This window comes from Oerskovia sp. Root22, assembly GCF_001429135.1.
In the GTDB taxonomy this organism is placed as follows: domain Bacteria; phylum Actinomycetota; class Actinomycetes; order Actinomycetales; family Cellulomonadaceae; genus Oerskovia; species Oerskovia enterophila.
Map to the genome: position 1 here is coordinate 486,407 of NZ_LMIL01000001.1, position 22,814 is coordinate 509,220.

At 72.4% G+C, this 22,814-nt stretch carries 19 protein-coding genes; 12 read left to right on the top strand and 7 right to left on the bottom strand.

Features of this window, described 5'->3' with window-relative positions:
* Positions 1–118: 118 nt before the first annotated feature.
* A complete protein-coding gene (locus ASE15_RS02020) occupies positions 119–649 on the bottom strand; it encodes an NUDIX domain-containing protein (RefSeq protein WP_056760870.1) in 531 nt (176 codons plus the stop codon).
* 100 nt (positions 650–749) lie between these two features.
* On the opposite strand from ASE15_RS02020, the gene ASE15_RS02025 reads away from it, so the two are divergent.
* A complete protein-coding gene (locus ASE15_RS02025; protein ID WP_056644865.1) occupies positions 750–1,001 on the top strand; it encodes a hypothetical protein in 252 nt (83 codons plus the stop codon).
* Between the two features lie 24 nt (positions 1,002–1,025).
* Here the strand turns inward: ASE15_RS02025 and ASE15_RS02030 are convergent, their stop codons facing one another.
* Positions 1,026–1,817 (bottom strand): TIGR02569 family protein, encoded by a 792-nt coding sequence (locus ASE15_RS02030; RefSeq protein WP_157277096.1) that lies wholly within the window; start codon positions 1,815–1,817, stop codon positions 1,026–1,028.
* Positions 1,818–2,045: 228 nt separating this feature from the next.
* Here ASE15_RS02030 and ASE15_RS02035 point away from each other — a divergent pair, with 228 nt between their 5' ends.
* Positions 2,046–2,768 (top strand): phosphatase PAP2 family protein, encoded by a 723-nt coding sequence (locus ASE15_RS02035; RefSeq protein WP_235534072.1) that lies wholly within the window; start codon positions 2,046–2,048, stop codon positions 2,766–2,768.
* A 33-nt stretch (positions 2,769–2,801) separates the two neighbouring features.
* Here ASE15_RS02035 and ASE15_RS02040 read toward each other — a convergent pair whose 3' ends face one another.
* Together ASE15_RS02040 and ASE15_RS02045 are read right to left on the bottom strand one after the other, a co-directional pair.
* A complete protein-coding gene (locus ASE15_RS02040) occupies positions 2,802–3,101 on the bottom strand; it encodes a DUF1330 domain-containing protein (RefSeq protein ID WP_056760878.1) in 300 nt (99 codons plus the stop codon).
* Positions 3,102–3,132: 31 nt separating this feature from the next.
* Positions 3,133–3,795, bottom strand: coding sequence for a TMEM175 family protein (locus ASE15_RS02045; RefSeq protein ID WP_056644855.1), 663 nt, complete (start codon positions 3,793–3,795; stop codon positions 3,133–3,135).
* A gap of 162 nt (positions 3,796–3,957) precedes the next feature.
* Here ASE15_RS02045 and ASE15_RS02050 point away from each other — a divergent pair, with 162 nt between their 5' ends.
* The 4 genes from ASE15_RS02050 to ASE15_RS02065 all read left to right on the top strand — a co-directional run bounded on the left by ASE15_RS02050 (position 3,958) and on the right by ASE15_RS02065 (position 13,154).
* Positions 3,958–6,246, top strand: a complete 2,289-nt coding sequence (locus tag ASE15_RS02050; protein WP_056760882.1) for a transglycosylase domain-containing protein — start codon at positions 3,958–3,960, stop codon at positions 6,244–6,246.
* Between the two features lie 236 nt (positions 6,247–6,482).
* Positions 6,483–7,292 (top strand): ABC transporter ATP-binding protein, encoded by an 810-nt coding sequence (locus tag ASE15_RS02055; protein WP_082618106.1) that lies wholly within the window; start codon positions 6,483–6,485, stop codon positions 7,290–7,292.
* On the top strand, positions 7,292–9,892 hold the full coding sequence (locus tag ASE15_RS02060) for an ABC transporter permease (protein WP_056760885.1): 2,601 nt from the start codon (positions 7,292–7,294) through the stop codon (positions 9,890–9,892). Before ASE15_RS02055 ends, ASE15_RS02060 begins: the two co-directional genes overlap by 1 nt.
* 439 nt (positions 9,893–10,331) lie before the next feature.
* The gene (locus ASE15_RS02065; protein ID WP_056760888.1) at positions 10,332–13,154 is read left to right on the top strand and encodes a LuxR family transcriptional regulator; all 2,823 of its coding nucleotides are present in this window, start codon (positions 10,332–10,334) and stop codon (positions 13,152–13,154) included.
* A 46-nt stretch (positions 13,155–13,200) separates the two neighbouring features.
* Here ASE15_RS02065 and ASE15_RS02070 read toward each other — a convergent pair whose 3' ends face one another.
* Positions 13,201–14,046, bottom strand: a complete 846-nt coding sequence (locus ASE15_RS02070) for an alpha/beta hydrolase (protein ID WP_056644843.1) — start codon at positions 14,044–14,046, stop codon at positions 13,201–13,203.
* 340 nt (positions 14,047–14,386) lie between these two features.
* On the opposite strand from ASE15_RS02070, the gene ASE15_RS02075 reads away from it, so the two are divergent.
* The 3 genes from ASE15_RS02075 to ASE15_RS02085 all read left to right on the top strand — a co-directional run bounded on the left by ASE15_RS02075 (position 14,387) and on the right by ASE15_RS02085 (position 17,771).
* Entirely contained in the window at positions 14,387–16,354 is a 1,968-nt protein-coding gene (locus ASE15_RS02075) for a glycosyl hydrolase family 28-related protein (RefSeq protein ID WP_235534074.1), read from the top strand.
* 128 nt (positions 16,355–16,482) lie between these two features.
* Positions 16,483–17,382, top strand: a complete 900-nt coding sequence (locus ASE15_RS02080; protein ID WP_056644837.1) for a hypothetical protein — start codon at positions 16,483–16,485, stop codon at positions 17,380–17,382.
* Positions 17,379–17,771, top strand: coding sequence for a GntR family transcriptional regulator (locus ASE15_RS02085; protein ID WP_056644834.1), 393 nt, complete (start codon positions 17,379–17,381; stop codon positions 17,769–17,771). Before ASE15_RS02080 ends, ASE15_RS02085 begins: the two co-directional genes overlap by 4 nt.
* A 56-nt stretch (positions 17,772–17,827) precedes the next feature.
* Here the strand turns inward: ASE15_RS02085 and ASE15_RS02090 are convergent, their stop codons facing one another.
* Positions 17,828–18,394, bottom strand: coding sequence for a flavodoxin family protein (locus ASE15_RS02090; RefSeq protein ID WP_056644831.1), 567 nt, complete (start codon positions 18,392–18,394; stop codon positions 17,828–17,830).
* Between the two features lie 468 nt (positions 18,395–18,862).
* Between ASE15_RS02090 and ASE15_RS02095 the strand changes: the two genes are divergently transcribed.
* The 3 genes from ASE15_RS02095 (at position 18,863) to argG (ending at position 22,253) form a co-directional block, all read left to right on the top strand.
* On the top strand, positions 18,863–19,645 hold the full coding sequence (locus ASE15_RS02095; protein WP_235534077.1) for a lytic polysaccharide monooxygenase: 783 nt from the start codon (positions 18,863–18,865) through the stop codon (positions 19,643–19,645).
* A 240-nt stretch (positions 19,646–19,885) separates the two neighbouring features.
* The gene (locus ASE15_RS02100) at positions 19,886–20,656 is read left to right on the top strand and encodes a lytic polysaccharide monooxygenase (protein WP_082618108.1); all 771 of its coding nucleotides are present in this window, start codon (positions 19,886–19,888) and stop codon (positions 20,654–20,656) included.
* A gap of 154 nt (positions 20,657–20,810) precedes the next feature.
* On the top strand, positions 20,811–22,253 hold the full coding sequence (gene argG / locus ASE15_RS02105; protein ID WP_056644822.1) for an argininosuccinate synthase: 1,443 nt from the start codon (positions 20,811–20,813) through the stop codon (positions 22,251–22,253).
* Here argG and ASE15_RS20635 read toward each other — a convergent pair.
* Entirely contained in the window at positions 22,250–22,636 is a 387-nt protein-coding gene (locus ASE15_RS20635; protein WP_056646500.1) for an RNA-binding S4 domain-containing protein, read from the bottom strand. The two genes, argG and ASE15_RS20635, sit on opposite strands and share 4 nt — an antisense overlap.
* Positions 22,637–22,814: the final 178 nt, after the last annotated feature.

A 22,814-nucleotide genomic window follows, 5' to 3' on the forward strand; every position in this document is an offset into this window, starting at 1 on the left:
CGGTCGAGGCACGAACGTGCGGCCATGGCTACGACCGACGCACCACCGCGCCCCTCCCCCGATCGACCTGCACCACTGACGGGCTCGTGGACCGGTCGTGCCTCGGTGGTCTGGCGGCTCACCCTCGGCCTGCCACCTCCGCGACAACCCGCGTGAGCTCCGACCAGAGCGGGGCGAAGCTCCCGACCCAGGGCGCAGGCATCCCTCCTGAGGCGCGTTGCGCCTCGACCTCGGCCCAGCTGACCCACGCGGCGTCGTCGACCTCGGCCGGGTCGAGGACCAGCCGCGGGCGACCGAGCACGGCCGCGACGTAGACGTCGAGGAACGCAGTGGGCAGCAGCCCCCTGCCCACCCGCGTGAGGGACTCGCCGTCGATCACGAGCCCCGTCTCCTCGCGCACCTCGCGCACGGCCGCCTGAGCGCCGGTCTCGCCCGCGAGCACGCTGCCGCCGGGGATCTCCCACGCAAACGGAAAGGTCTTGGTCGCGGCGCGACGTGTCAGCAGGACCAGGCCGTCGGACCGGACGACGCACGTCGCCACCATGAGGTGGAAGCGGCCCAGGGGCCATCCCGGGTCGCTTCGGCGGTGCACCTCCCCGGCGGGACTGCCCTGGTCGTCGAGCAGGTCCCACGTCTCTGCGTCAGCCATCCACGCATCCTCGCAGCGGCACTCCAGACCTTCCCGACGGCGGATCTCGCTGTTGCGCTACGGTTCCCGCAGCTGCCGGTTCGAGCGAGGAGAAGACGACATGGCTCCAGGTCTGCGACGGGGCGTCCTCGTCCTGTGCTGGCTCGCGATCGTCGTGGGAGCACTGTTGTTCGCCGCGGGTGCCTACACCGGCTACGTCGAGGGCGTCGCCGCGGACGAGGGGCACACCGTCGGTCGCCTGATGCCCGCGGAGGTAGCGGCGTTCGTGCTCGGGCCAGTCCTGACGATCGCGGGCGTAGCTGTCGTGGCGGCCCTGCACCGCTCGGGTGCGAAAGCCACCGACGCGCCCTGACAGCCAGCCGCGGCGAGGGTGCGGCTACCGCCCCTGCGTCGCCAGGTCGAGCACCTGCTCCACTGTCGCCGCATAGACCTCGGAGGTCTCGGTCAGGAGTCCGTTGAACCAGTCCGTCGCGATCCGGAACACCAGTGCGCGCACGAGGTGCTGGGCGAAGCCCTCCCCCGGGTCGATCGTCCCGAGGAGAGACAGCGGCGCTCCCTCGAAGCAGACCGCGTCGACGGCGACGATCGCCACCGAGTACCGCACGGGCCGCCAGTAGAGCGTGAGGTCGATGACCGCAGGCGGCAGGCTGTCGGCGAACAGCACGTTGCCCGTGAGGTCGCCGTGGACGATCGTCGACCGTTCGGCGACCACCCGCCGGGCCGCGAGCAGCGCAGGGAGGTGCGGGACGTCGTCGGGCACCTCCACCGCGTCCTCGCCCCAGGCGAGGCGGTCCGCACGAGCCCAGGCGTGCGTCCGCTCGTCGAGGAACGACGGCCGCTCCGCGCCGTCGAACGCCTCCGCGAACCGCCACGCCACGTCGGCGATCCGGGCCCACCGTCCCGCGACGTGCTCGCCCTGGAGCACCGGGAACGCGGTCCAGCCGTCGACGACGAGCTCGCCCGTCCGGCTCGGAGCAGGCAGGCTCAGCCGCAGGTCGTCGCAGACGGCCGGCGCATGGCGCCGCAGCCAGTCGAGCTCGGCCGGGAGCACGTCGAGCGGCTTGAGCACCAGGTCGCCCGCGCGCCACGCGGCGCCCCGCCCGCCGTCGAGCTTCACCGCGGGGCCGACGGCGCCGAAAGCCTCCAGGACCTCTCTTGGTGGCTGCACCGGACGACCCTACCCAGGAGCCGGCTGCGCGACGAGCATGCGGTTGTCGTGGGTCGAGCATGCGGTTGTCGTCGAGAACCCGCCGGATCACGACGGCAACCGCATGCTCGGCACCGAACGCCGCCACCGCCCACCGCCGCGTCGGCCGACGCGACCACTCCCGACGCGCGAGTCGCCCGGTCTGCACGTAATGTCCGGTGACGCCCACGCGCCGACCCAGGTCGTCGCGTGCCGACCACCGCTGGAGGCCCTGTGCACCCGTTCGTCCACCGCTACGAGCTCGACACCTCTCGGCCGACCGGCCGCGAGGTCGCCCGCGACCTGGCCCTCCGGGCGTTCCTTCCCGGCGCCGCGCTGTGGCTCGCCGTCGTGGGTCTGGGGTTCCTCATCAAGGGCCCGCTCGAGAACCTGCCGGGAGAGGCCGGGATCAACGAGAACCTCGTGACCTGGCGGACCCCCTTCCTCGACACGGTCACGGAGATGCTGTCCGCGATCGGGACGACCGAGTTCATCATCGGCGCCTGCGTGCTCGCGGTCGCCCTGATCTGGTGGCGCACGCGGCAGTGGTGGTTCGCCCTGGTCCCCGCGCTCGCGGTGTCTCTGCAGGCCCTGGTCTTCCTGACGTCCTCGCTCGTCGTGGGCCGCTCGCGCCCCGAGGTCGAGATGCTCGACCACGCCCCGCCCACCTCGAGCTTCCCGAGCGGCCACACGGGGGCCTCCACGGCCTTCTACCTCACGCTCGCGCTCCTCGCGCAGCGCGTGCAGAACCCGGCGCTCCGGGTCGTGCTCACGGTCCTCGCGGTGCTCGTCCCGTTCGCGGTCGGCTTCGCCCGGCTGTACCGCGGCATGCACTCGCTGACCGACGTCCTCGCCGGGTTCGTCAACGGCGTCGTGTGCGCGGTCCTGGCGTGGGGCTACCTGCGTCGCGACACGTCGCAGGTCAGGGCCTGACGACGGCGAGCCGTCACCCGCGGCTTCAGACCGTCAGCCGACGACCTGCTCCACGCGCACGATCTCGGTCCGTGCGACCGACCGGTCCCGCAGGTCCGCGAGCGCCACGCGGTCCGGGTCGGCCATGTACGCGGCGAGCGCTGCGTCGTCGGGCATCTCGATGACCTGCACCTCGGTGGGCCGGGACGCGTCCTCGCCGGGCACGCTCCGGACCCGCGACAGGACCCGCCCACCGTGGCGCGGGACGAGCGCGAGGACCTCGTCCTCGTAGCGCGCGAGGGAGCGGACCTGACCGTCGACGGCCCAGAGGAGGACGCAGAGCGTGAGTGGCACGAGGTCACGCTAGCGCCACAGAGCCGGCGCGTCAGTCCTGGCCGTCGGCCTCTTCCGAGGCCTTCCGTGCGACGCCCGCGTCTTCCGTGGGACGTCGCGACCTGAACAACCGCGTCAGCGGCCCGGAGAGGAAGAGCAGGAACAGCCAGTACAGCCCGACGACCGGCGTGACGACGCTCAGCACGAGCGCGACGAGCAGCAGCGCGATCGCGACGAGCGCGCCACGGGCGTCGAGCTGTCCGCGGACCTCGGCGCGCTGGAGGGATGGATCCCGGACCGCCAGGACCTCGATCAGGGCCAGGCTCCCGGTCGTGACGATCATGGTCCCGATGTACAGCGCGTTCACGGGCGCGGTGTCGGTGCCCTGGTCGGCGAGCAGCTGGGTCGTGAACGGGATGAACACGATGCTCGCGAGCCACAGGAAGTTGGCCCAGAGCATGGCCGAGGAGTAGTCCTCGAGGTGCTCGAACACCCGGTGGTGCCCGGTCCAGAAGCTCGCGATCACGACGAAGCTGATCGCGAACGCCAGGAACGTCCCCCGCTCGTCCTCCACGAGGGTGCGGAGCGGGTGCTCCTTGCCGTCGGTCACCAGGTCGACGAGCGGCAGGACGAGGAGCGTGATGGCGATGGCCACCGCAGCGTCCGTGAAGTTGACGAGCCGGTCGAGGCCTCGGGGCGTGCGGGACGTGAGCATGTCGCCTCCCGGGTCGACCTCCAGGCTAGGGCGACGAGTCGTCCGCTGCCTGGCGAGGACCGGGCGGGTCAGGCCTGACGGTGCAGCACCGCCCATGTCACGCCCAGGTCACGACCGTGCTGTCGCCGAGCCGTGCCGCACCGCCAGACGTACAGTCGGCAGATGGGCCAGTCCACACGACCCCGCCAGCAGCCCCACGCCGTCAAGGCGCTCGCGCTCCTCCTGGCCTTCCTGCTCGTGTCGGCTGTGGGGGGAGTCCTCGCGGCCGGCCTCCTGCTGCCGCTCGCCGCCGGTGCGAGCGCGGTGAGCAAGGACGTCACGCAGCTGTTCGAGGACCTCCCCGACGACCTGCAGCCCGGCCCCCTCTCCGAGAAGTCGCGCGTCTTCGCGAACGACGGGGCCACGCTCCTCGCGACGTTCTACACCGAGAACCGCATCGTGGTGCCGCTCGACGAGGTCTCGCAGCACATGAAGAACGCCGTGGTCGCGATCGAGGACAAGCGCTTCTACGAGCACGGCGGGCTCGACCCCGAGGGCGTGAGCCGTGCCGCGATCAACAACTTCACCGGCGGCGACACGCAGGGCGGGTCGAGCCTGACGCAGCAGTACGTGAAGAACGTCCTGATCGAGCAGGCCATGCGCGACGAGGACCCCATCGCGGTCCGCGCTGCCCGCGACGACACGCTGGGCCGCAAGGCCCGCGAGGCCAAGCTCGCGATCTCGCTCGAGACGGTCATGACCAAGGACGAGATCCTGCAGGGCTACCTCAACATCGCGCAGTTCGGCATCCGGGTCTACGGCGTCGAGACGGCCTCGCTCCACTACTTCGGCAAGCACGCCTCCGAGCTCGGCATCGTCGAGGCCGCGACCATCGCCGGGGTGACGAACGCACCGACCCGGTACGACCCCGTGACGAACCCGGCCAACTCCGAGGCGCGCCGCAACAGGGTCCTCGACAGGATGCTCCAGCAGGAGTACATCACCCAGCAGGAGCACGACGAGGCCGTCGCGACCCCGCTTCCCGCGACGCTCAACGTCCAGCCCATCTCCGCCGGGTGCCAGACGGCGGCCGGTGCGGCGTTCTTCTGCGACTACGTCACCAAGGTCATCACGTCGGACCCCACGTTCGGCGAGACCAAGAAGGATCGTCAGGCCCTGCTCTACCGCGGCGGCCTCGACATCACCACGACCCTCGACCCCCGCCTGCAGGCCGCCGCGGAGGCCAACATCACGGCCGCCGTCCCCGCCCTGGACCCGAGCGGCCTCGAGGACGCGCTGGTGACCGTCGAGCCCGGGACCGGGAAGATCCTCGCGATGGCCCAGAACCGGCCCTACGACGTCTCCCGCGAACCCGCCCCCGGGACCACGGCCATCAACTACTCTTCGGACCAGCTCCACGGCTCGTCGCGGGGCTTCTCCCCCGGGTCGACCTGGAAGGTGTTCACGCTCGCCGAGTGGCTACGCTCGGGCCACACCCTCAACGACACGGTCAACGCGAACAAGCGCACGTTCGTGCCCAACAGGGACTTCCGCGCCTCGTGCGCCCGTCTCGGCCGCGACGCCTGGTCGCCCGGGAACTCCGACGGGTCGACGGACCAGGGGTCGATCCCGGTCCTGCGCGCGACGTTCAACTCGGTCAACACCGCGTACGCGTCCATGGAGTCCCAGCTGGACCTGTGCGGGGTCCGGGACATGGCGTGGAACGCCGGGCTGCGCCCGTCGATCACCTCCGAGCTCAAGGGCGACGCGTCCTCGATCCACGTCATGCCCACCATGACGATCGGCACCCAGAACTCGTCCCCGCTGCAGATGGCCGCGGCGTACGCGACGTTCGCGAGCGGCGGCACGTACTGCGCACCGATCGCGATCACGCGCGTCGTCGGCGCCGACGGTGCCGACCTCCCCGTCCCCTCGGCGAACTGCACCCCGAACGCGGTCGACCCACGGATCGCGAACACCGTGACGTTCGCGCTGGAGAACGTCATGACGCAGGGGACGGCCAAGAAGTCCCAGCTCTCCCGCCCGAGCGCGGGCAAGTCGGGGACCGCGAACAACAACCATCACACCTGGTTCATCGGGTACACACCCCAGCTCGTCACGGCCGTGTGGATCGGCAACGCCGAGAACGACGTCTCGATGAGCTACATGCGCATCAACGGCCGCTACGAGAAGCGGTGGTACGGCTCGACGCTCGCCGCACCGACGTGGCGGTCCTACATGGAGACCGCGCTCGAGGGCACGCCGGTCGTCGGCTTCCCGGGCCCGGACCCCGCGATGCTCGGGCAGGCGCCCGCACCCAAGCCCCCCAAGACCCCCAAGGGGGATGCGCCGAGCGACCCGGCCGCGCCGGCCGAGCCGGCCCCGCCCGCGGACCCCGCCCCGCCTGCTGACCCCGCCCCTCCCGCTGACCCCGCCCCTCCCGCTGACCCGGCGGTCCCGCCGACGCCGTAGTCCCGCCGACGCCGTAGTCCCGCCGACCGGGCCCGGGCCCCTCCCACCCAGGCTCACCCCCAGGAAACTCTCAGGGTCCGTCTCAGGGGCATCCCCGATGCCCCGCACCGGCCGTGCGCGCCAGCATGGTGCCAGCGGCTCGGAGGGGTGACCGTGGACAGGGCTCGCGGCCCCGTCGGCTCGCTCCGTCAGGGGCGCTGCACAGCCCAGCGCACCCTCCCAGAGACGAGTCCGCCATGCCTTCCCCGACCCGCACCACGACGTCCCCCGCCGCCCTCCCCGGCGATCCCGCACCGAGCGGGGCCGCGCCGACCATCGCGTCCGCCCGTGGCCTGGTCAAGACCTACGGCAAGGGCCCGACGGCCGTCCACGCGCTCGCGGGCGTCGACGTCGAGTTCGGGCGTGGCCGCTTCACCGCGATCATGGGCCCCTCGGGCTCGGGCAAGTCGACCCTCATGCACTGCATGGCGGGGCTCGACTCCCCGACGGCCGGCACGGTCGTGGTCGACGACCTGGTGGTCTCGGGCATGAACCAGCGACAGCTCACGAAGCTGCGGCGCACCCAGCTCGGCTTCGTCTTCCAGTCGTTCAACCTCGTCCCGACGCTCACGGCCGAGGAGAACATCACGCTGCCCCTCGACATCGCCCGCAAGCCCGTGGACCGGGCGTACCTCGCCAAGGTGGTCGACGCCGTCGGGCTCACGGACCGCCTGACGCACCGCCCGAGCGAGCTGTCCGGCGGCCAGCAGCAGCGCGTCGCGTGCGCGCGCGCCCTGGTCTCCCGTCCCGCGGTCGTGTTCGCGGACGAGCCCACGGGCAACCTGGACTCGACGTCCTCGCGCGAGGTCCTGACGTTCCTCCGCGAGTCGGTCGACGACCTGGGCCAGTCGGTCGTCATGGTCACGCACGACCCCGTCGCGGCGAGCTACGCGCACCGCGTCCTGTTCCTGGCCGACGGCCGGATCGTCGACGAGGTCACCGACCCGACGCCCGACTCGGTGCTCGCCGTCCTGGGTTCGCTCACGCGCAAGAAGGCGGCCGCCTGATGCTGCGCGTCGCCCTGCGCAACGTCCGCGCGCACCTCGTGCGCCTCGGGCTGTCCATCCTCGCGGTCGTGCTCGGCGTCTCGTTCGTCGCGGGCACGTTCTCGCTGCGCGAGATGCTCTCCTCGACCTTCGACGGGATCGTCGACGCCGGGTCCTCGTTCGACGTGTACCTGCGCGGCGGCGAGGACTCCGCGGCGCTCACGCAGGAGAACGCGAGCGCGGGCGAGGTCCGCACCACGATCCCGGCGGACCTGACGGACACGGTCCAGGGGGTCGACGGCGTCGCGCACGCCTTCGCCGACTACACCGGTCCGTTGGTGCTCGTCGGGGCGGACGGCACCCCGCCGCCCACCACGGGCGCGCCGACGTTCGGCCTCGCGTGGCGGGCCGCCGACCCCTCGACGCCGATCGCGGAGGGCGCGGCGCCGTCGGGCCCCGGGGAGTTCCTGCTCGAGGCCGGCACGGCCGAGGCCAGCGGCCTCACGGTCGGGGACTCGACCACGCTCGTCGTCGCAGGACAGGTCGCCGAGGCGACCCTGACCGGGATCGTGGACATGGGTGCCTCGATGGCGGGCGCGAGGATCGTGTTCTTCGACGAGCCGACGGCCGCGGCGGCCTTCGCGCCCGACGGCATGGTCTCGACGATCTCGGTCCTGGCCGAGGACGGCGTGGGCGAGCAGGAGCTCGCCGACCGGATCACGGCCGCGATCGACAGCTCTGCGTCCGCCGCCGTGCTGACCGCCACGACCCCCGTCGAGACCGTCACGGGCACGACGGCCCGCGACGAGGCCCGCGAGGACATCGCGTCGCAGCTCGGGTTCATCGAGACGTTCCTGCTGGTCTTCGCGGGCATCTCGCTGTTCGTCGGCGGGTTCATCATCGCCAACACGTTCGCGATGACGGTGCGGCAGCGGCAGCGCGAGCTCGCCCTGCTGCGCGCCGTGGGGGCGTCCCCGCTCCAGGTGTTCGCCTCGATCCTGGTCCAGGCCGCGGTCATCGGGGCGCTCGGCGGCGCGCTCGGGGTGCTCGGCGGGCTGGGGCTCGTCACCGCGCTCAAGGCGATGTTCGGGTCGATGGGCATGGAGCTCGCGGGCGACATCCCCCTCGACGCGACGACCGTCGTGGTCTCGCTCGTGCTGGGTGTGGTCGTCTCGGTCGCGTCGGCGGCCCTCCCTGCCCGACGCGCGGCGCTCGTCGCCCCGGTCGAGGCCATGCGCGACGACTCCCCCGCCCAGGCCGGGTCGCTCCGCGCTCGTGGCATCGCGGGCGCTGTCGTCGCCGGGGCGGGCGTCGGGGCCGTGGTCGTCGCGGTCGTCCAGGCGGCGGCCGACGAGACCGCGGGCACCGGGGCGCTCCTCGGTCTCGGGGCCGTCGGGGTGATCGTGGGGACGCTCCTGCTGGCGCCCGTCGTCGCACGCGGCGTCCTGCACGTCATGTCGGCGCCGTTCGTCGCGTGGGCCAAGCCCCTCGGGACGTTGGCGCGCGGCAACGTGACGCGCAACCCGCGCCGCACCGCGAGCACCGCGAGCGCCCTCATGATCGGCATGTCCCTCGTCGGCGCGGCCTCGGTCCTGGCCGTGTCGATGCAGGCGTCGATGAAGTCCATCGTGGCCGACGAGTCGCTGGCCGACCTGGTCGTGGAGTCCGCGACGGGCACGGTCCCCTCGGGTGCCGTGAGCGACATCTCGACGTTGCCCGAGGTCGGTGCGGCCGACTCGCTGACGGCCGACCAGTACTTCGTCGGGTCGTCCTCTGGGGACGCTGCCGACGCGTCTCCCTTGTTCGTGCTCGGGGTGGACCCGGGGGTGTTCGGCCGCACGTGGCAGACCGAGACGGTCGAGGGCAGCCTCGACTCGCTCGCCGACGGGCAGGTCAGCGTCCTCCAGGCGACCGCGGCCGACGAGGGCTGGGGACTGGGTGACGAGCTGACGCTCCGCTCCCAGCAGGGCAGCGTGGACGTCACGATCGGGTCGATCTTCGACTCGCCCGCGCTGGGCGTCCCGGTCGTCGTGCCCGACGCGGTGTTCGCCGAGCTCTCGGTCGCCCCCGCGGAGATGTCGACCATGCTCCTGGTCAAGGCGGCCGACGGCGTGTCCCAGGCCGAGCTCGACGCCGCGGTCACCGCGGCGGCCGAGCCGTACATGATCGTGTCGGTCATGGACGACGAGGAGTACGTCTCGGCGCTCGCGAGCCAGATCGACCAGATGCTCACGATCCTCTACGCCCTGCTGGGGCTGTCGATCGTCATCGCGGTCCTCGGCATCGTCAACACCCTGGCGCTGTCGGTGATCGAACGGACGCGTGAGATCGGGCTCTTGCGGGCCGTGGGTCTGGGGCGGTCGCAGCTCGCCGGGACGATCGTCATCGAGTCGGTGCTCACGGCCGTGTTCGGGACGCTCCTCGGGCTCGCGGTGGGCGTGGGGCTCGCCGCTGCGATGCCCACCGTGTTCGCGAGCACGGGCTTCACGGCCCTCGCGATCCCGTGGGCCGGGCTCGGGGCCATGGTGGGCATCGCGGTGCTCGTCGGCGTCCTGGCCGCGGGCTGGCCCGCGCTGCGCGCGGCGCGGCTCCCGGTGCTCGACGCCGTGACGGTCGACTGACGGACCCCGGCGGCGGTCGGCTGGTTGGCCGGCGCTCCAGTCACCGGTGATCCAGGTCCGCCCCCTCCCGGAGGGGTCCGCACCCCTCCCGGAGGCGGGTGTTCTTCTGCGTAGCCACCACAATTGTGGTGGCTACGCAGAAAACACATCCGTACCCCGGGCCCCACGAGGCAGAGGGGCGGGGGCAGGGGCAGGGGAAGGGGAAGTGGAGCCGGACGCCCGTGGTCGCTCGCGAGGCGCACGGGCGGAACGTCGCCGTATCACCGTCACCGTCGCCGTCACCGTCACCTTCTCGGTGCCCTCCGCCGACGCGCGCAGAGCCCGTGGCCCCTTCCCGGTGACGTGGCCCGCTTCACCCGATAGTGTCCCGCTGAGGGGCGCCCCGACCCCCGCCGTGCCGTGGACGGAGCCCTCCGGCGGGCTCGAGGGATGTGGTGCCATGTCCGCACGTCCGGGCGACGTGACCCTGATCGGCCGCGAGCGCGAGAAGCAGGTCCTCGACGACCTGCTGGCCTCGGTGCGTCAGGGATCGAGCCGGGTGCTGGTCCTGAGGGGGGAGCCCGGATCGGGCCGCACCGCCCTGCTCGACCGGCTGTCCGCCACGGCGGGCGGCCTCGACGTCCTACGCCTCACGGGGACCGAGACCGAGACGGACCTGCCCTTCGCGGCCGTCCAGCGCGCGCTCCTCCCCCGGGCGTCGCGCATCGCGGGCCTCCCCGCTCCCCAGGCGGACGCGCTCCGCACGGCCCTCGGGGCGTCGTCGGGCCCCGCACCGGACCGGTTCCTCGTGAGCCTCGCCGTGCTGTCCCTCCTGGCCGCGCTGTCCGACGACGCCCCCGTCCTCGTGCTCGCCGACGACGCGCAGTGGCTCGACCGCGAGTCCCTCGACCTCCTCGCGTTCGTCGGCCGCAGGCTGCGCGCCGAGCGGGTGGCCCTGGTCCTCTCGGTCCGGGCCGGGACGCCGGGCGCGGCCGCGGTGTCGGACCTGCCCACGGTGGACCTCGCAGGGCTCCCGCGGGACGCGGCGCTCTCGCTCCTGCGCTCCCGGGTGGGCACGGCCCTCGACCCGCAGGTCGCCGACTCGATCGTCGCCGCGACCGGCGGCAACCCGCTCGCGCTGCTCGACCTGAGCGGCGAGCTGAGCGCCGCTCAGCTCGCGGGCGGCGCGGTGCTCTCGGCGCCCCTCCCTGTCGGCAGCCACCTCGAGGACCACTACCAGCGGCACACTCGCGCGTACGCTCGCCCGACCCAGCGCTGGCTCCTGCTCGCCGCGACCGAGCCCGGGGGCGACACGGCATACGTCAGGGCCGCCGCCGAGGCCCTCGGCCTGCCCGACGACGCCTCCGACGCGCCCGAGCGCGACCGCCTCGTGACGGTCGAGAGCCACGTCGCGTTCCGCCACCCGCTCGTGCGGTCGGCCGTCTACCGCGGCGCGACCGGCAGCGAGCGCCGGGCCGCCCACGCCGCGCTCGCCGCCGTGACGAACAGGCCGGCCGACGTCGACCAGCGTGCCTGGCACCTCTCGGCGGCCGCCCTCGGCCCTGACGAGGGCGTGGCGGCAGCGCTCGAGCAGGGCGCCGAGCGTGCCCGCGCCCGAGGCGGCTACGCGGCCCGCGCGGCCTTCCTCGCCCGCGCGGTCGAGCTCACCGCGCCAGGTCCGCGGCGGGACGGACGCGCGGTCTCGGCGGCCGAGGCCGCGTCGCTCGCCGGGTCGCCGGTCCGTGCGCTGGCCCTCCTGGACGGGGTGGACGAGAACTCTCTCGCCCCGGCGGTCCTCGCACGGTGCCTCACCGCTCGGGCCGTCGCCCGCAAGTACTCCGGGGCTCCGCACGCCGCGGCCGAGAGCCCGGGCCTCTTCCTGCGCGCCGCGCGCACGCTGCGCGCGACGGACCCGGCGGCTGCCCAGGACGCGCTGCTCACGGCGTTCGGCGAGATCCTCGGCGCCGAGCGCGCGGCGGGTGACGACACCCTCGCGGACCTCGCGCGCGAGGCACGCGCCCAGGAGGTCGACAGCACCGACGACACGACTCTCGACCGGCCGAGCGACATGGCCTCGACCCTGCTGGGCGCGCTCGCAGCGCTCGCGACGACGCCCGACGCCCGGTGCGTCCCCGCGCTACGAGCCGCGGTCGAGGCGATGCGTGCGCCGGGTGCGGCGTCCTCCGAGACGTTCCAGCGGCACGGCCTCCTGGCCGTCGCCGTGACCACGGCACTGTGGGACGACGCTGCCCGCGACGAGCTCGTGCGCCAGGCCGCCGCTCAGACCCGGGCTGCCGGCGCGATCCCTGCCCTGGACTCGGCCCTGTGGGTGCTCGCGCTGTGCGAGACCGTGATGGGTCAGCTCGGGGCGGCCGACCACCTCCTGGCCGAGGTCCACGAGCTCCGCGAGGCCGTGGGGCTCAGCCCTGAGCAAGCCCGGATCTTCGCCAACGTCGAGCTGCTCGCGTGGCACGGTCCCGACTTCCCCGCGCTGCGCGAGCGGATCGACCAGGCGCAGGGGGCCGCGGACCACCTGGGCCTGGGCGGGGCCGCGAGCCTGGCGCGGACCGCGCGCATGCTGCTCGACCTCGCCGCCGGCGACCACGCCGCCGCGTTCGACGCTGCGTCGGCGATCGCTCGCGAGGGGTTCCTGCAGGTCGGGCTCCGCGTCCTGCCGGACCTCGTGGAGTCCGCACGACGCAGCGGTCACGACGACGCGGCCCGCGCCGCGCTCGCCCGGCTCGCCGACGTGACCCTGGCGAGCGGGGCGCCGTGGGGCCTGGGCGTGCTCGCCCGCTCGCGAGCCCTCCTCGCGGAGGACGGTGAGGCGGACGCCCACTTCCGTGACGCCGTCGGGCACCTGTCGCGGACACGCGCGGTCGCCGACCTCGCACGGACCCACCTCCTGCACGGCGAGTGGCTGCGGCGACGGCGTCGCCGGCGCGAGGCGACCGTCGCCCTGGGCGCCGCGCTCGACCTGTTCGAGCGCATGGGCGCCGAGCCGTTCGCGGCGCGCGCCCGCCGCGAGCTGGCTGCGGTCACGGGGCGGGCCCAGGTCCCGCTCGACCGCCCCACGACGGGTCTGACCGCGCAGGAGCAGAGCGTGGCCGAGCTCGCCGCCACGGGCGCGACCAACGCAGAGATCGCCGCGCACCTGTTCATCAGCCCGCACACCGTGCACTACCACCTGCGCAAGGCGTTCCGGAAGCTCGGGGTCTCCTCGCGCCGTCAGCTCGCGCACGCGCTGCGCCCGCCCGACGCCGGAGCGACGGTCCGGCGGTAGACGTCGCCCGTGCCGGGCGGGAGCCTCGCGCAGGTGGTCGGTCGTCTCAGGCCGGCTCCCCCGCGGCCTGGGGCGCCCGGGCGTGCGCGACGGCCCAGTGGAGGGCGGCGTCCGCGACGGCCTCCCAGCCGGGCTCGGCGCACGTCCAGTGCGAACGGCCCTCGAAGTCCAGGACCTCGGTCACCGCGGGCGAGCGGTGGTACTTGTGGGCGTTCGACCGGTTCACCGACGCCGGCATGATGTGGTCCTCGCTGCCCGTGATGAACAGGAGCGGTGCACGGTCGGCGTCGTAGTCGACCCAGGTCTCCTGCTTGCCCGGCTTGAAGTTGGCGATGAGCCCGTAGGCCCACACCCAGCTCCCGGGTGCAGGGATGTGGTAGCGGTCGTAGACCTCGCGGGACTCCTCGGCCGTGAGCGTGTTGGTGAACGCGTAGTGGAACTGCTCGGGCGTGAACCCCGCGGCGCGGTGCGCCTTGGCGGGGTTGTTGAGGATGGGGAAGAGCGACTTGATCTGCGACGGCGGGTTGACCCGCACGCCCTCGGTCGGGGCCGCGTCGATCACGACGGCCGACGCGCCCAGGCCGCGGGCCAGCAGGAGCTGGGTCAGGGTGCCGCCGAACGAGTGGCCCATGATGATGGGCGGCCTGTCGAGGCCCTCGACGATCCCGGCGAGGTGGTCGACGGTCTCGGGGACCGTGAGCCTCGCGATGACCTCGGGGTTCTCGCGCAGCGCCTCGACCTCGATCTCGAACCCCGGGTAGCCGGGCGTGAGCACGCGGAACCCCTTGGCCTCGTAGTACGGGACCCAGTGCTCCCAGCTGCGAGGCGTCATCCACAGGCCGTGGACGAGGACCACGGTGTCAGGGGCGGTCGGCGGGGTGGTGTCGCTCATGGTGGTCTCCTGTGGCCGAGGGATCGTGCTCCCCACCTTCCCCGGCACCTGGTGGTCGGGGCATCACCCGTCGCGGGTAGTCACCACCGGATCGACGCAAGAAATCGACAGAAGCGCGAAAACTTCTCGCAGAACCCTTGCGCGGGTGAACGCTCGGCCATAGATTCGGGCTCACCGTCAGGGCGAGGACGCCCTGCACCGCGAAGGCAGCGCCTTCCCGAGAGAAGTCGAGTCGACGATGACACGAACACACCTCAGCCCCACTCTCCCCCTCGGAGGACGAGGGCGGTCCCGATCCCCCCTGACCTCGCTCACCGCGCTCACCGTCGCACTCGGCCTCGTGGTCGGCACCGCGGCCGGCGCGGCCGCCCATGGCCGCGACCCGCGCCCCCCGAGCCCCGCCGCGACCCGTGCGGCACTGGCCCCGGACCTCGTCGCGGGCCGCGGCGCGGACCTCGGGATCGTCGAGCAGGAGGCCGAGTCGGCCGTCACGGACGGCACCGTCCTCACCCCCGACCGGACGGCCTACACGCTCGCGTCCGAGGCCTCGGGACGCTCGGGCGTCCGGCTCGCACCGGGCCAGTACGTCGAGTTCACGCTGCCGAAGGCCGCCAACGCGCTGACCGTGCGGTACTCGATCCCGGACGCGCCGGGCGGCGGCGGGATCACCGCTCCGCTCGCAGTGTCGGTCGACCGGGGCCCGAGCCGGACCATGACGCTCACCTCGCAGTACTCGTGGCTCTACAACCAGTACCCGTTCACGAACGACCCGGGCGCGGACCTCCTGCACCCCGACTGGTGGATCACCGAGTGCGCGTGCGTCCCGGCCGCCACGACCCCCGCCCCCGAGATCACCAAGCCGTTCCGGCCCACGCACTTCTACGACGAGCAGCGCCTGCTCCTGACGAGGACCTACCCGGCCGGCTCGACCGTCCGGCTCACCGTCCCCGCCGGGAGCCAGGCCGCCTGGACCGTGATCGACCTGCTCGACTCGCAGGTCGTGGCCCCTCCGAAGCTCACGCTGCGCGCCGCGAACGTGCTCGCGTTCGGCGCCGACCCGTTGGGTCGCCGCGACTCGGCCGCCGCGTTCGACAAGGCGATCGCGTTCGCGAAGAAGGCCAGGCTCCCCGTCTACGTCCCGCCGGGCACCTTCCAGGTGAACCGCCACATCATGGTCGACGACGTGACGATCCAGGGCGCGGGCAGCTGGTACACGATCGTCAAGGGCCGCGAGACGACGCTCGCGACGCCCGCGCCCGACGGCTCGGTGCACACGGGGGTGGGCTTCTACGGCAAGGACGCGGCGGACGGCGGGAGCCGCGAGGTCCACCTGTCCGGGTTCACGATCGAGGGAGACGTCCGCGAGCGCATCGACACCGACCAGGTGAACGGCGTGGGCGGGGCCATGAGCGACTCGACGATCGACGGGCTCTACATCCACCGGACCAAGGTGGGGCTGTGGTTCGACGGCCCCATGGACAACCTGCGCGTCACGAACAACGTCATCACCGACCAGATCGCCGACGGTCTCAACTTCCACGGCGGCGTGACCGGCTCGGTCGTCTCGAACAACCTGGTCCGCAACACGGGCGACGACGGCCTGGCCATGTGGTCGGAGAAGCTCGCCAACGCGAACAACACGTTCGACCGGAACACGATCCAGTCCCCGACGCTCGCGAACGGGATCGCGGTCTACGGCGGCACCGACAACACCGTGTCGAGGAACCTGGTCGCCGACCCCGTCCGCGAGGGCAGCGCGCTCCACGTCGGGTCACGGTTCGGCGCCGAGCCCTTCACGGGCAGCCTCCGGATCACGGACAACACGACCGTGCGGTCCGGGACGTACGAGCTCAACTGGAACATCGGGCTCGGTGCGATCTGGTTCTACGCGCTCGACCGCGACATCGACGCCGACGTCCAGGTCGTCGGCAACCACTTCCTCGACAGCACCTACAACGCGATCATGCTGGTCTCCGACTGGCCCGTGAAGGACCAGGTCGCGATCCGTGGCGTCCACTTCAAGGACACGCGGATCGACGGGACCGGCACCTCGGTCCTGAGCGCGCGGGTCGCGGGCTCGGCGACGTTCGAGAACGTCGACGCCCGGAACGTCGGGGCGGTCGGCATCAACAACTGCGGCTCGTTCAACTTCCCGGCGACGGGCTCCGAGTTCACGGTGACCGACCTCGGCGGCAACGACGGGGGCGGGACCACCGGCCCGTGGCTCGCGCCGTGGGAGCTGCCGAACACCATCACGTGCGACGACCGGCCCCCGGTCGTCGCACCCCCGGCGCCTTCGACCTGGTGACTGACCGCGGGGTGCGCCGAGCCACGCGGCGAGGCGCACCCCGTGGTCGGGACCGCGACGGGCGGGGTGGACACCCGGGCTCCAATGAGTCAATACTATGATTCATTGATCCAGTCGGAGGAGTGCCCATGTTCGGTCCGCCCGTCGCCGCCCTGGCCGCGCTCTGCGCCGTCTCGGCCGCTGTGCTGATCCTGGCCGGCTCCGTCCGCGTCCGTCGGCACCCGACCCGCAAGGTGCTCGACGCCGCCCTGACCCACGAACGGACGACCTCGGCCGTCGCGGGCCTGCTCGCGCTGCTCGTGATCGCCTACGCCCTCTCCCCCGTGGGCGCCGCGGACCTCACGAGCAGCACGCACACCCCCGGCCTGCTGCTCGCCGTCGCACCGCCCGCCACGGCCGTGCTCCTGCTCGCCGTCCGCGCCGTGGGCGAGCTGACCTGGCCCCGCACCCAGGGCGCGGTGCGGACCGCGGCCCTCTCTCGTCGCAGCGTCCGCTCCCTGGGCGAGTGGCGCCTGACGCTCTTCCTCGTGACCGTGGCGGTCTCCGCCGTCGGGCTCGTGGTGTTCGGTCTGACCGCGGGCGAGGGCGGACGTGCCGTCGACGCCCCCATCCAGGTCTCGCCCGACGGCTGGTCCACCGGGAGCTCGGGCCCGTACCCGGGCTGGCCCTACGGGGTGCCGCTGCTCGTCGCGCTGGCCGTCGTGACCCTCGCGACGCTGGGCGTCCTCAAGCTGGTCTCGCGCCGTGCGGTCGTGAGCGGCGCGACCGCCGCCGAGGACGACGCGCTGCGCCGCCTCAGCGCCGCGCACGTGCTCGCGGGCGTGCAACTCCTCGTCGGGCTGGGCACGGCCGCGGTCATGCTCCTCGCGTCCCTCGCCCTGTTCTCGGCGGACCGCAGCCCCGCCGCGTTCGTCGCCTTCGCGGTCGCCACGGCGATCGGGATCACCTCGGTCGTCGCGGGCCTCTCGGTGCTCGCGCGCCACCCCGCACCGGCCGCTCCCGCGGCGCCCCAGCCGTCCGCCGCATGAAGACCCTCACGGTCGACCTCGAAGGACCCGTCCCCGTCTACGAGCAGATCCGCAGCCAGATCACCGCGCTCGTCTCGCTCGGGGCCCTGAGCCCGGGCGACCGCCTGCCCTCGTCGCGCGACCTCGCGCGCGACCTGGGGATCTCGGTCGGGACGGTCCAGCGCGCCTACCGCGAGCTCGAGGCGACCGGGGCCGTCGTCTCGCGGCGACGCACGGGGACCGTGGTCGCGGTGCCCGAGCACGGCACCTCGGAGGCCGACCAGCGCTCGTTCGCCGCGCGCGCGACCGAGCTCGTGGCCCACGGACGGGCGCTCGGCATGGAGGACTCCGTGATCCTCGACGTCGTCACGGGCCTGCTCCAGCAGCACGACGGCCCCACCGGCGGCTGAACCCGTCTTCCCCGGCCGGGCTCGGCTGCTGGTGGGGCCGTCGTGCACCCACGGTCTCAGACCGTGAGCGGCGCCTTCGCGCGCAGCGCCGCGGCGATCGACTCGCCCCACACGTACGCCTGCTCCATGTGCCCGTCGACCAGCGGCCCCGCCGCGTCCTCGACGAGGAACGACTTGAGCGGGACGAGCATCTCGTAGCCCTTGCGCGTGATGATCCTGGCCGCGGCGCGCGACGCCGAGCTCGGGATCGCACGGCCCAGGGCGGTGCGCGTGTCGAACGTCGTGACCCAGCGCGGGCCGGTCCCCTCGGAGTGGTCGGGGAGCGCGACGCACCACTCGCGGAGCCCGACGTTGCGGGCCGGCACCGTGCCGCCCGAGCGCTGGACGGCCTCGGCCCGGGTCCCCGGGCGGCTCATCGACATGGAGTGCGTCGGACCGCCCGCGACCACCAGGTCGACGTCGTCGAGGAGCGAGGGGTCCGCCACGGCGTCCGCGACGTCGACGACCTTGACGGGAACGCCCGTCGCCATGCCCGCGGCGATCTGGCGGGCGACCTTCTCACAGTTCCCGAACATCGACTCGTAGACGACGGCAGCAGTCAGGTTCTCTCCACGGTTCGTCATGCTCCCAGCCTCGCGTCCGCAGCCCGCCCCGGGCCACGGACGACGGTCCCGGGGGTCAGGGACTTTCGTCCCCCCGCCCGACGGCGCCGCTCGCCCAGAGGGGGTCGCGCCGCTCTCCCGCGGTCGGGACGCCACTCCGGAGCCCGGGCGTCGGCTGCCTGCCGGTGCGCCGACCACCCCGAGACCGGACGTTCCAGTCATATAGGTGTTCTCCACACGATTAAACGTCGAAACGATCTCATGGAGCTCTCATCTGCCGGAGAATTCCGTTCACCAACCGCACCAAGACGCCGCTCCGGGCGCCAGGACGACACGACTACGTGGTTTCCCGTACGCCTGCCGACCGTTTGAAGACGCGACGACCGCTGACCTAACGTCGCACCGTTCTGGTCGAGGTGGACCGAGGCCCTGCGTCTCGCCGTTCGCCACAAAGAAAGCGAGATGCACATGAGACGACTTCGCGCGGCAATGATCACCGCCGTTCTCGGCGCGACCGCCATCGTCGCCCCCGTGGTGCTGGCGCCCGCCGCCTCTGCACACGGCTGGGTCACCTCCCCGCCGAGCCGTCAGGACAACTGCGCGACCGGCGCCGTGTCCTTCGACTGCGGCACCCTGAAGTACGAGCCGCAGAGCGTCGAGGCCCCGCACGGCGGCACGACCTGCAGCGGCGGCAGCGCCTACGCGATCCTCGACGACAACAGCAAGCCCTGGCCCCGCACCACGGTCGGCTCGTCGGTCAAGATCCAGTGGAAGCTCACCGCGAACCACGCGACGAGCACCTGGGAGTACTTCGTCGACGGCAAGCTGCACCAGACCTACGACCAGGGTGGCGCCCAGCCGCCGAAGGACATCTCGCACACGCTGACGAACCTGCCGGCGGGCAACCACACCATCCTCGCGCGCTGGAACGTGGCCGACACGGTCAACTCGTTCTACAACTGCATCGACATCACGGTCGAGGGTGGCGGCACCACGGGTGGCACGACCGGTGGCACCACGGGCGGTGAGACCGGCACGACCGGTGGCACCACGGGCGGCGAGACCGGCACGACCGGTGGAACCACCGGCGGCACCACGGGCGGCACGCCCGGCACGTGCACCGACGCGGCCTGGGACACCAACGCCGTCTACACGGGCGGCACCAAGGTGTCGCTCGACGGTCAGGTCTACGAGGCCAAGTGGTGGACCAAGGGTGAGGCTCCCAGCGCCGGCGCGCAGTGGGGCCCCTGGAAGAGCCTCGGCGCCTGCTGAGACCCGATGCCCGTGAGGGCGTGAGGTACCGCGCACGAAGCGCACAGAAGTGGCGCCGTGCCAGGAATTCTCCTGGCACGGCGCCACTTCTGCGCGTGCCCGATACGTAGGACCCCCTACGTGCTTTACCGGATTGTGCCTGCCTGTTTCTTTCCTTAGCGTCGAAGATGTCCGATTCGACATGAGTAGGTCGCCCGGCAATGGGGCCTACCGACTTCCATGGAGAGCGAGAAGAGAAACATGAGACGACTACGCGCGGCGATGATCGCCGCCGTCCTCGGAGTGGCAGCGATCGCAGCCCCGATCATCGTGGCACCCAGCGCCTCGGCGCACGGGTGGATCACGTCCCCGCCCAGCCGGCAGGACAACTGTGCGACCGGCGCGGTGTCCTTCAGCTGTGGCGGGGTGCAGTACGAGCCCCAGAGCGCCGAGGCCCCCAAGGGGTCCATGCAGTGCTCGGGCGGCAGCGGGTTCACCGTCCTGGACGACAACAGCAAGGCCTGGCCTCGCAAGAGCGTCGGCTCGACGGTGACGTTCCAGTGGAAGCTCACGGCAGCCCACAACACGAGCACGTGGGAGTACTTCGTCGACGGCAAGCTGCACCAGACGTTCAGCCAGGGTGGCGCACAGCCGCCGAGCAACATCTCGCACACCCTGACGAACCTGCCTGCGGGCAACCACACCGTGCTCGCCCGGTGGAACGTGTCCAACACCGTCAACGCGTTCTACAACTGCGTCGACATCTCGGTCGGCGGCGACCCCACGGGCAACCCGACGGGCGGCGACCCGACCGGTGGCAACCCCACGGGCGGCGACCCGACGGGCACCACGGGCGGCACGACCGGCAACGGCACGTGCACGGACCCGGCCTGGTCGGCGGGCTCGGTCTACACGGGCGGCGCCCGCGTCTCCTACAACAACACGAAGTACGAGGCCAAGTGGTGGACCACGGGCGAGAACCCGGGCACGAGCGGCCAGTGGGGGGTGTGGAAGAACCTCGGCGCCTGCTGAGGTGACGACCGTCCCGTCGACGCGCTGGAGAACGTGACGGCGGGAGCATCGCCAGGGCCCGTCCGGAGCCCGCCTGGATCAGCAGGCGGCCCCGGGCGGGCCCTCTCCCCGTTCCGATTGCATGAATATGCAATCGTCTGCATATAATTGAGTCGTGTCCAAGGTACTCACTTCACTTCCGGCCGGCGAGCGCGTCGGCATCGCCTTCTCCGGGGGTCTCGACACCTCCGTCGCCGTCGCGTGGATGCGCGACAAGGGTGCGGTGCCCTGCACCTACACCGCTGACATCGGGCAGTACGACGAGCCGGACATCGACTCCGTGCCGGGCCGCGCCATGGCCTACGGTGCCGAGCTGGCCCGTCTCGTCGACTGCCGCGCAGCGCTCGTGGAGGAGGGGCTGGCCGCGATCACGTGCGGCGCGTTCCACATCCGCTCGGGCGGGCGCTCCTACTTCAACACGACCCCGCTCGGTCGCGCCGTGACCGGCACCATGCTCGTGCGGGCCATGCTCGAGGACGACGTCCAGATCTGGGGCGACGGCTCCACGTTCAAGGGCAACGACATCGAGCGGTTCTACCGCTACGGCCTGCTCGCCAACCCGAACCTGCGCATCTACAAGCCGTGGCTCGACGCCGACTTCGTCACCGAGCTCGGTGGGCGCAAGGAGATGTCGGAGTGGCTGCTGGCGCACGACCTGCCGTACCGCGACAGCACCGAGAAGGCCTACTCGACCGACGCCAACATCTGGGGTGCGACGCACGAGGCCAAGACCCTCGAGCACCTCGACACGGGCCTCGAGGACGTCGAGCCCATCATGGGCGTGCGCTTCTGGGACCCCTCGGTCGAGATCGCGACCGAGGACGTCGCGATCCGCTTCGAGAAGGGGCGCCCGGTCGCGATCAACGGTCAGGAGTTCGACGACGCCGTCGCCCTGGTCATGGAGGCGAACGCGATCGGTGGCCGCCACGGGCTCGGCATGTCCGACCAGATCGAGAACCGGATCATCGAGGCCAAGAGCCGCGGCATCTACGAGGCCCCGGGCATGGCGCTGCTGTTCATCGCCTACGAGCGTCTGGTCAACGCGATCCACAACGAGGACACGGTCGCGAGCTACCACAACGACGGCCGTCGCCTGGGCCGCCTCATGTACGAGGGCCGCTGGCTCGACCCGCAGGCCCTCATGATCCGCGAGTCCCTGCAGCGCTGGGTCGGTGCGGCGATCACGGGCGAGGTGACGCTGCGCCTGCGTCGCGGCGAGGACTACTCGATCCTCGACACGACGGGCCCCAACTTCTCCTACCACCCCGACAAGCTGTCGATGGAGCGCACGACGGACTCGGCGTTCGGTCCCACGGACCGGATCGGCCAGCTCACCATGCGCAACCTCGACATCGCCGACTCGCGCGCCAAGCTCGAGCAGTACGCGGGTCTCGGCATGGTCGGCGCGCAGCACGCGGCGCTGATCGGGACGGGACAGACCGAGCTCATCGGCCAGATGCCCGAGGGCGGCGCCGAGGCCATCGCGTCGCGCGGCACGTCCTCGTCCGAGCTCGACGAGGCGCTGGACCGCGCCGCGATGGAGTTCGGGGTCGACTAGTCGTCCTCGTCGACCCAGCCCACCGGGGGCAGGTCGCGCCCGCGCAGCTTGTCGATCTCGCGTCGTTCTCGCTTCGTCGGGCGCCCTGCCCCGCGGTCGCGCACCGGCACGAACGGCACCGCCTCGCGCGGCAGCACCGGTGGGCTGTGGTCGACGTACGCCTTCGCGGCCTCGGGCGCACCGACGCGCTTGGCGAGGAGCTGGACGACCTCGACGATCCGTTCACGCTCACCGCGGTAGGTCACGGTGTCGCCGACCTTGAGGTTCGCGGCGGGCTTGACCCGCGTCCCGTTCACCTTGACGTGCCCGGCGCGGCACGCGGCCGTGGACACCGATCGGCTCTTGGTCAGGCGGACCGCCCAGAGCCAGCTGTCGACCCGCATGGCCACTTCCCTTCCCGACGTCGGACCACCCCAGCGTAGGCGGCTCCCGGCCTGCGCGGGACCGGCCGTCACGCCCGACGGCGCCGAGCGCCACTGCGGCGAATGTCGTCTTTGGGCGTGCGAACCCCGCGCAACCGTGCCACGGTGAACGGGAACCGACGCCACCCGGCCGCACTCG

Excerpts from the sequence above, each read along its gene's own strand:
- ASE15_RS02020 (WP_056760870.1), bottom strand. The coding sequence starts at position 649 with ATGGCTGACGCAGAGACGTGGGACCTGCTCGACGACCAGGGCAGTCCC.
- ASE15_RS02025 (WP_056644865.1), top strand. The coding sequence starts at position 750 with ATGGCTCCAGGTCTGCGACGGGGCGTCCTCGTCCTGTGCTGGCTCGCG.
- ASE15_RS02045 (WP_056644855.1), bottom strand. The coding sequence starts at position 3,795 with ATGCTCACGTCCCGCACGCCCCGAGGCCTCGACCGGCTCGTCAACTTC.
- ASE15_RS02050 (WP_056760882.1), top strand. The coding sequence starts at position 3,958 with ATGGGCCAGTCCACACGACCCCGCCAGCAGCCCCACGCCGTCAAGGCG.
- ASE15_RS02055 (WP_082618106.1), top strand. The coding sequence starts at position 6,483 with ATGCCTTCCCCGACCCGCACCACGACGTCCCCCGCCGCCCTCCCCGGC.
- ASE15_RS02060 (WP_056760885.1), top strand. The coding sequence starts at position 7,292 with ATGCTGCGCGTCGCCCTGCGCAACGTCCGCGCGCACCTCGTGCGCCTC.
- ASE15_RS02065 (WP_056760888.1), top strand. The coding sequence starts at position 10,332 with ATGTCCGCACGTCCGGGCGACGTGACCCTGATCGGCCGCGAGCGCGAG.
- ASE15_RS02070 (WP_056644843.1), bottom strand. The coding sequence starts at position 14,046 with ATGAGCGACACCACCCCGCCGACCGCCCCTGACACCGTGGTCCTCGTC.
- ASE15_RS02080 (WP_056644837.1), top strand. The coding sequence starts at position 16,483 with ATGTTCGGTCCGCCCGTCGCCGCCCTGGCCGCGCTCTGCGCCGTCTCG.
- ASE15_RS02085 (WP_056644834.1), top strand. The coding sequence starts at position 17,379 with ATGAAGACCCTCACGGTCGACCTCGAAGGACCCGTCCCCGTCTACGAG.
- ASE15_RS02090 (WP_056644831.1), bottom strand. The coding sequence starts at position 18,394 with ATGACGAACCGTGGAGAGAACCTGACTGCTGCCGTCGTCTACGAGTCG.
- ASE15_RS02095 (WP_235534077.1), top strand. The coding sequence starts at position 18,863 with ATGATCACCGCCGTTCTCGGCGCGACCGCCATCGTCGCCCCCGTGGTG.
- ASE15_RS02100 (WP_082618108.1), top strand. The coding sequence starts at position 19,886 with ATGAGACGACTACGCGCGGCGATGATCGCCGCCGTCCTCGGAGTGGCA.
- ASE15_RS20635 (WP_056646500.1), bottom strand. The coding sequence starts at position 22,636 with ATGCGGGTCGACAGCTGGCTCTGGGCGGTCCGCCTGACCAAGAGCCGA.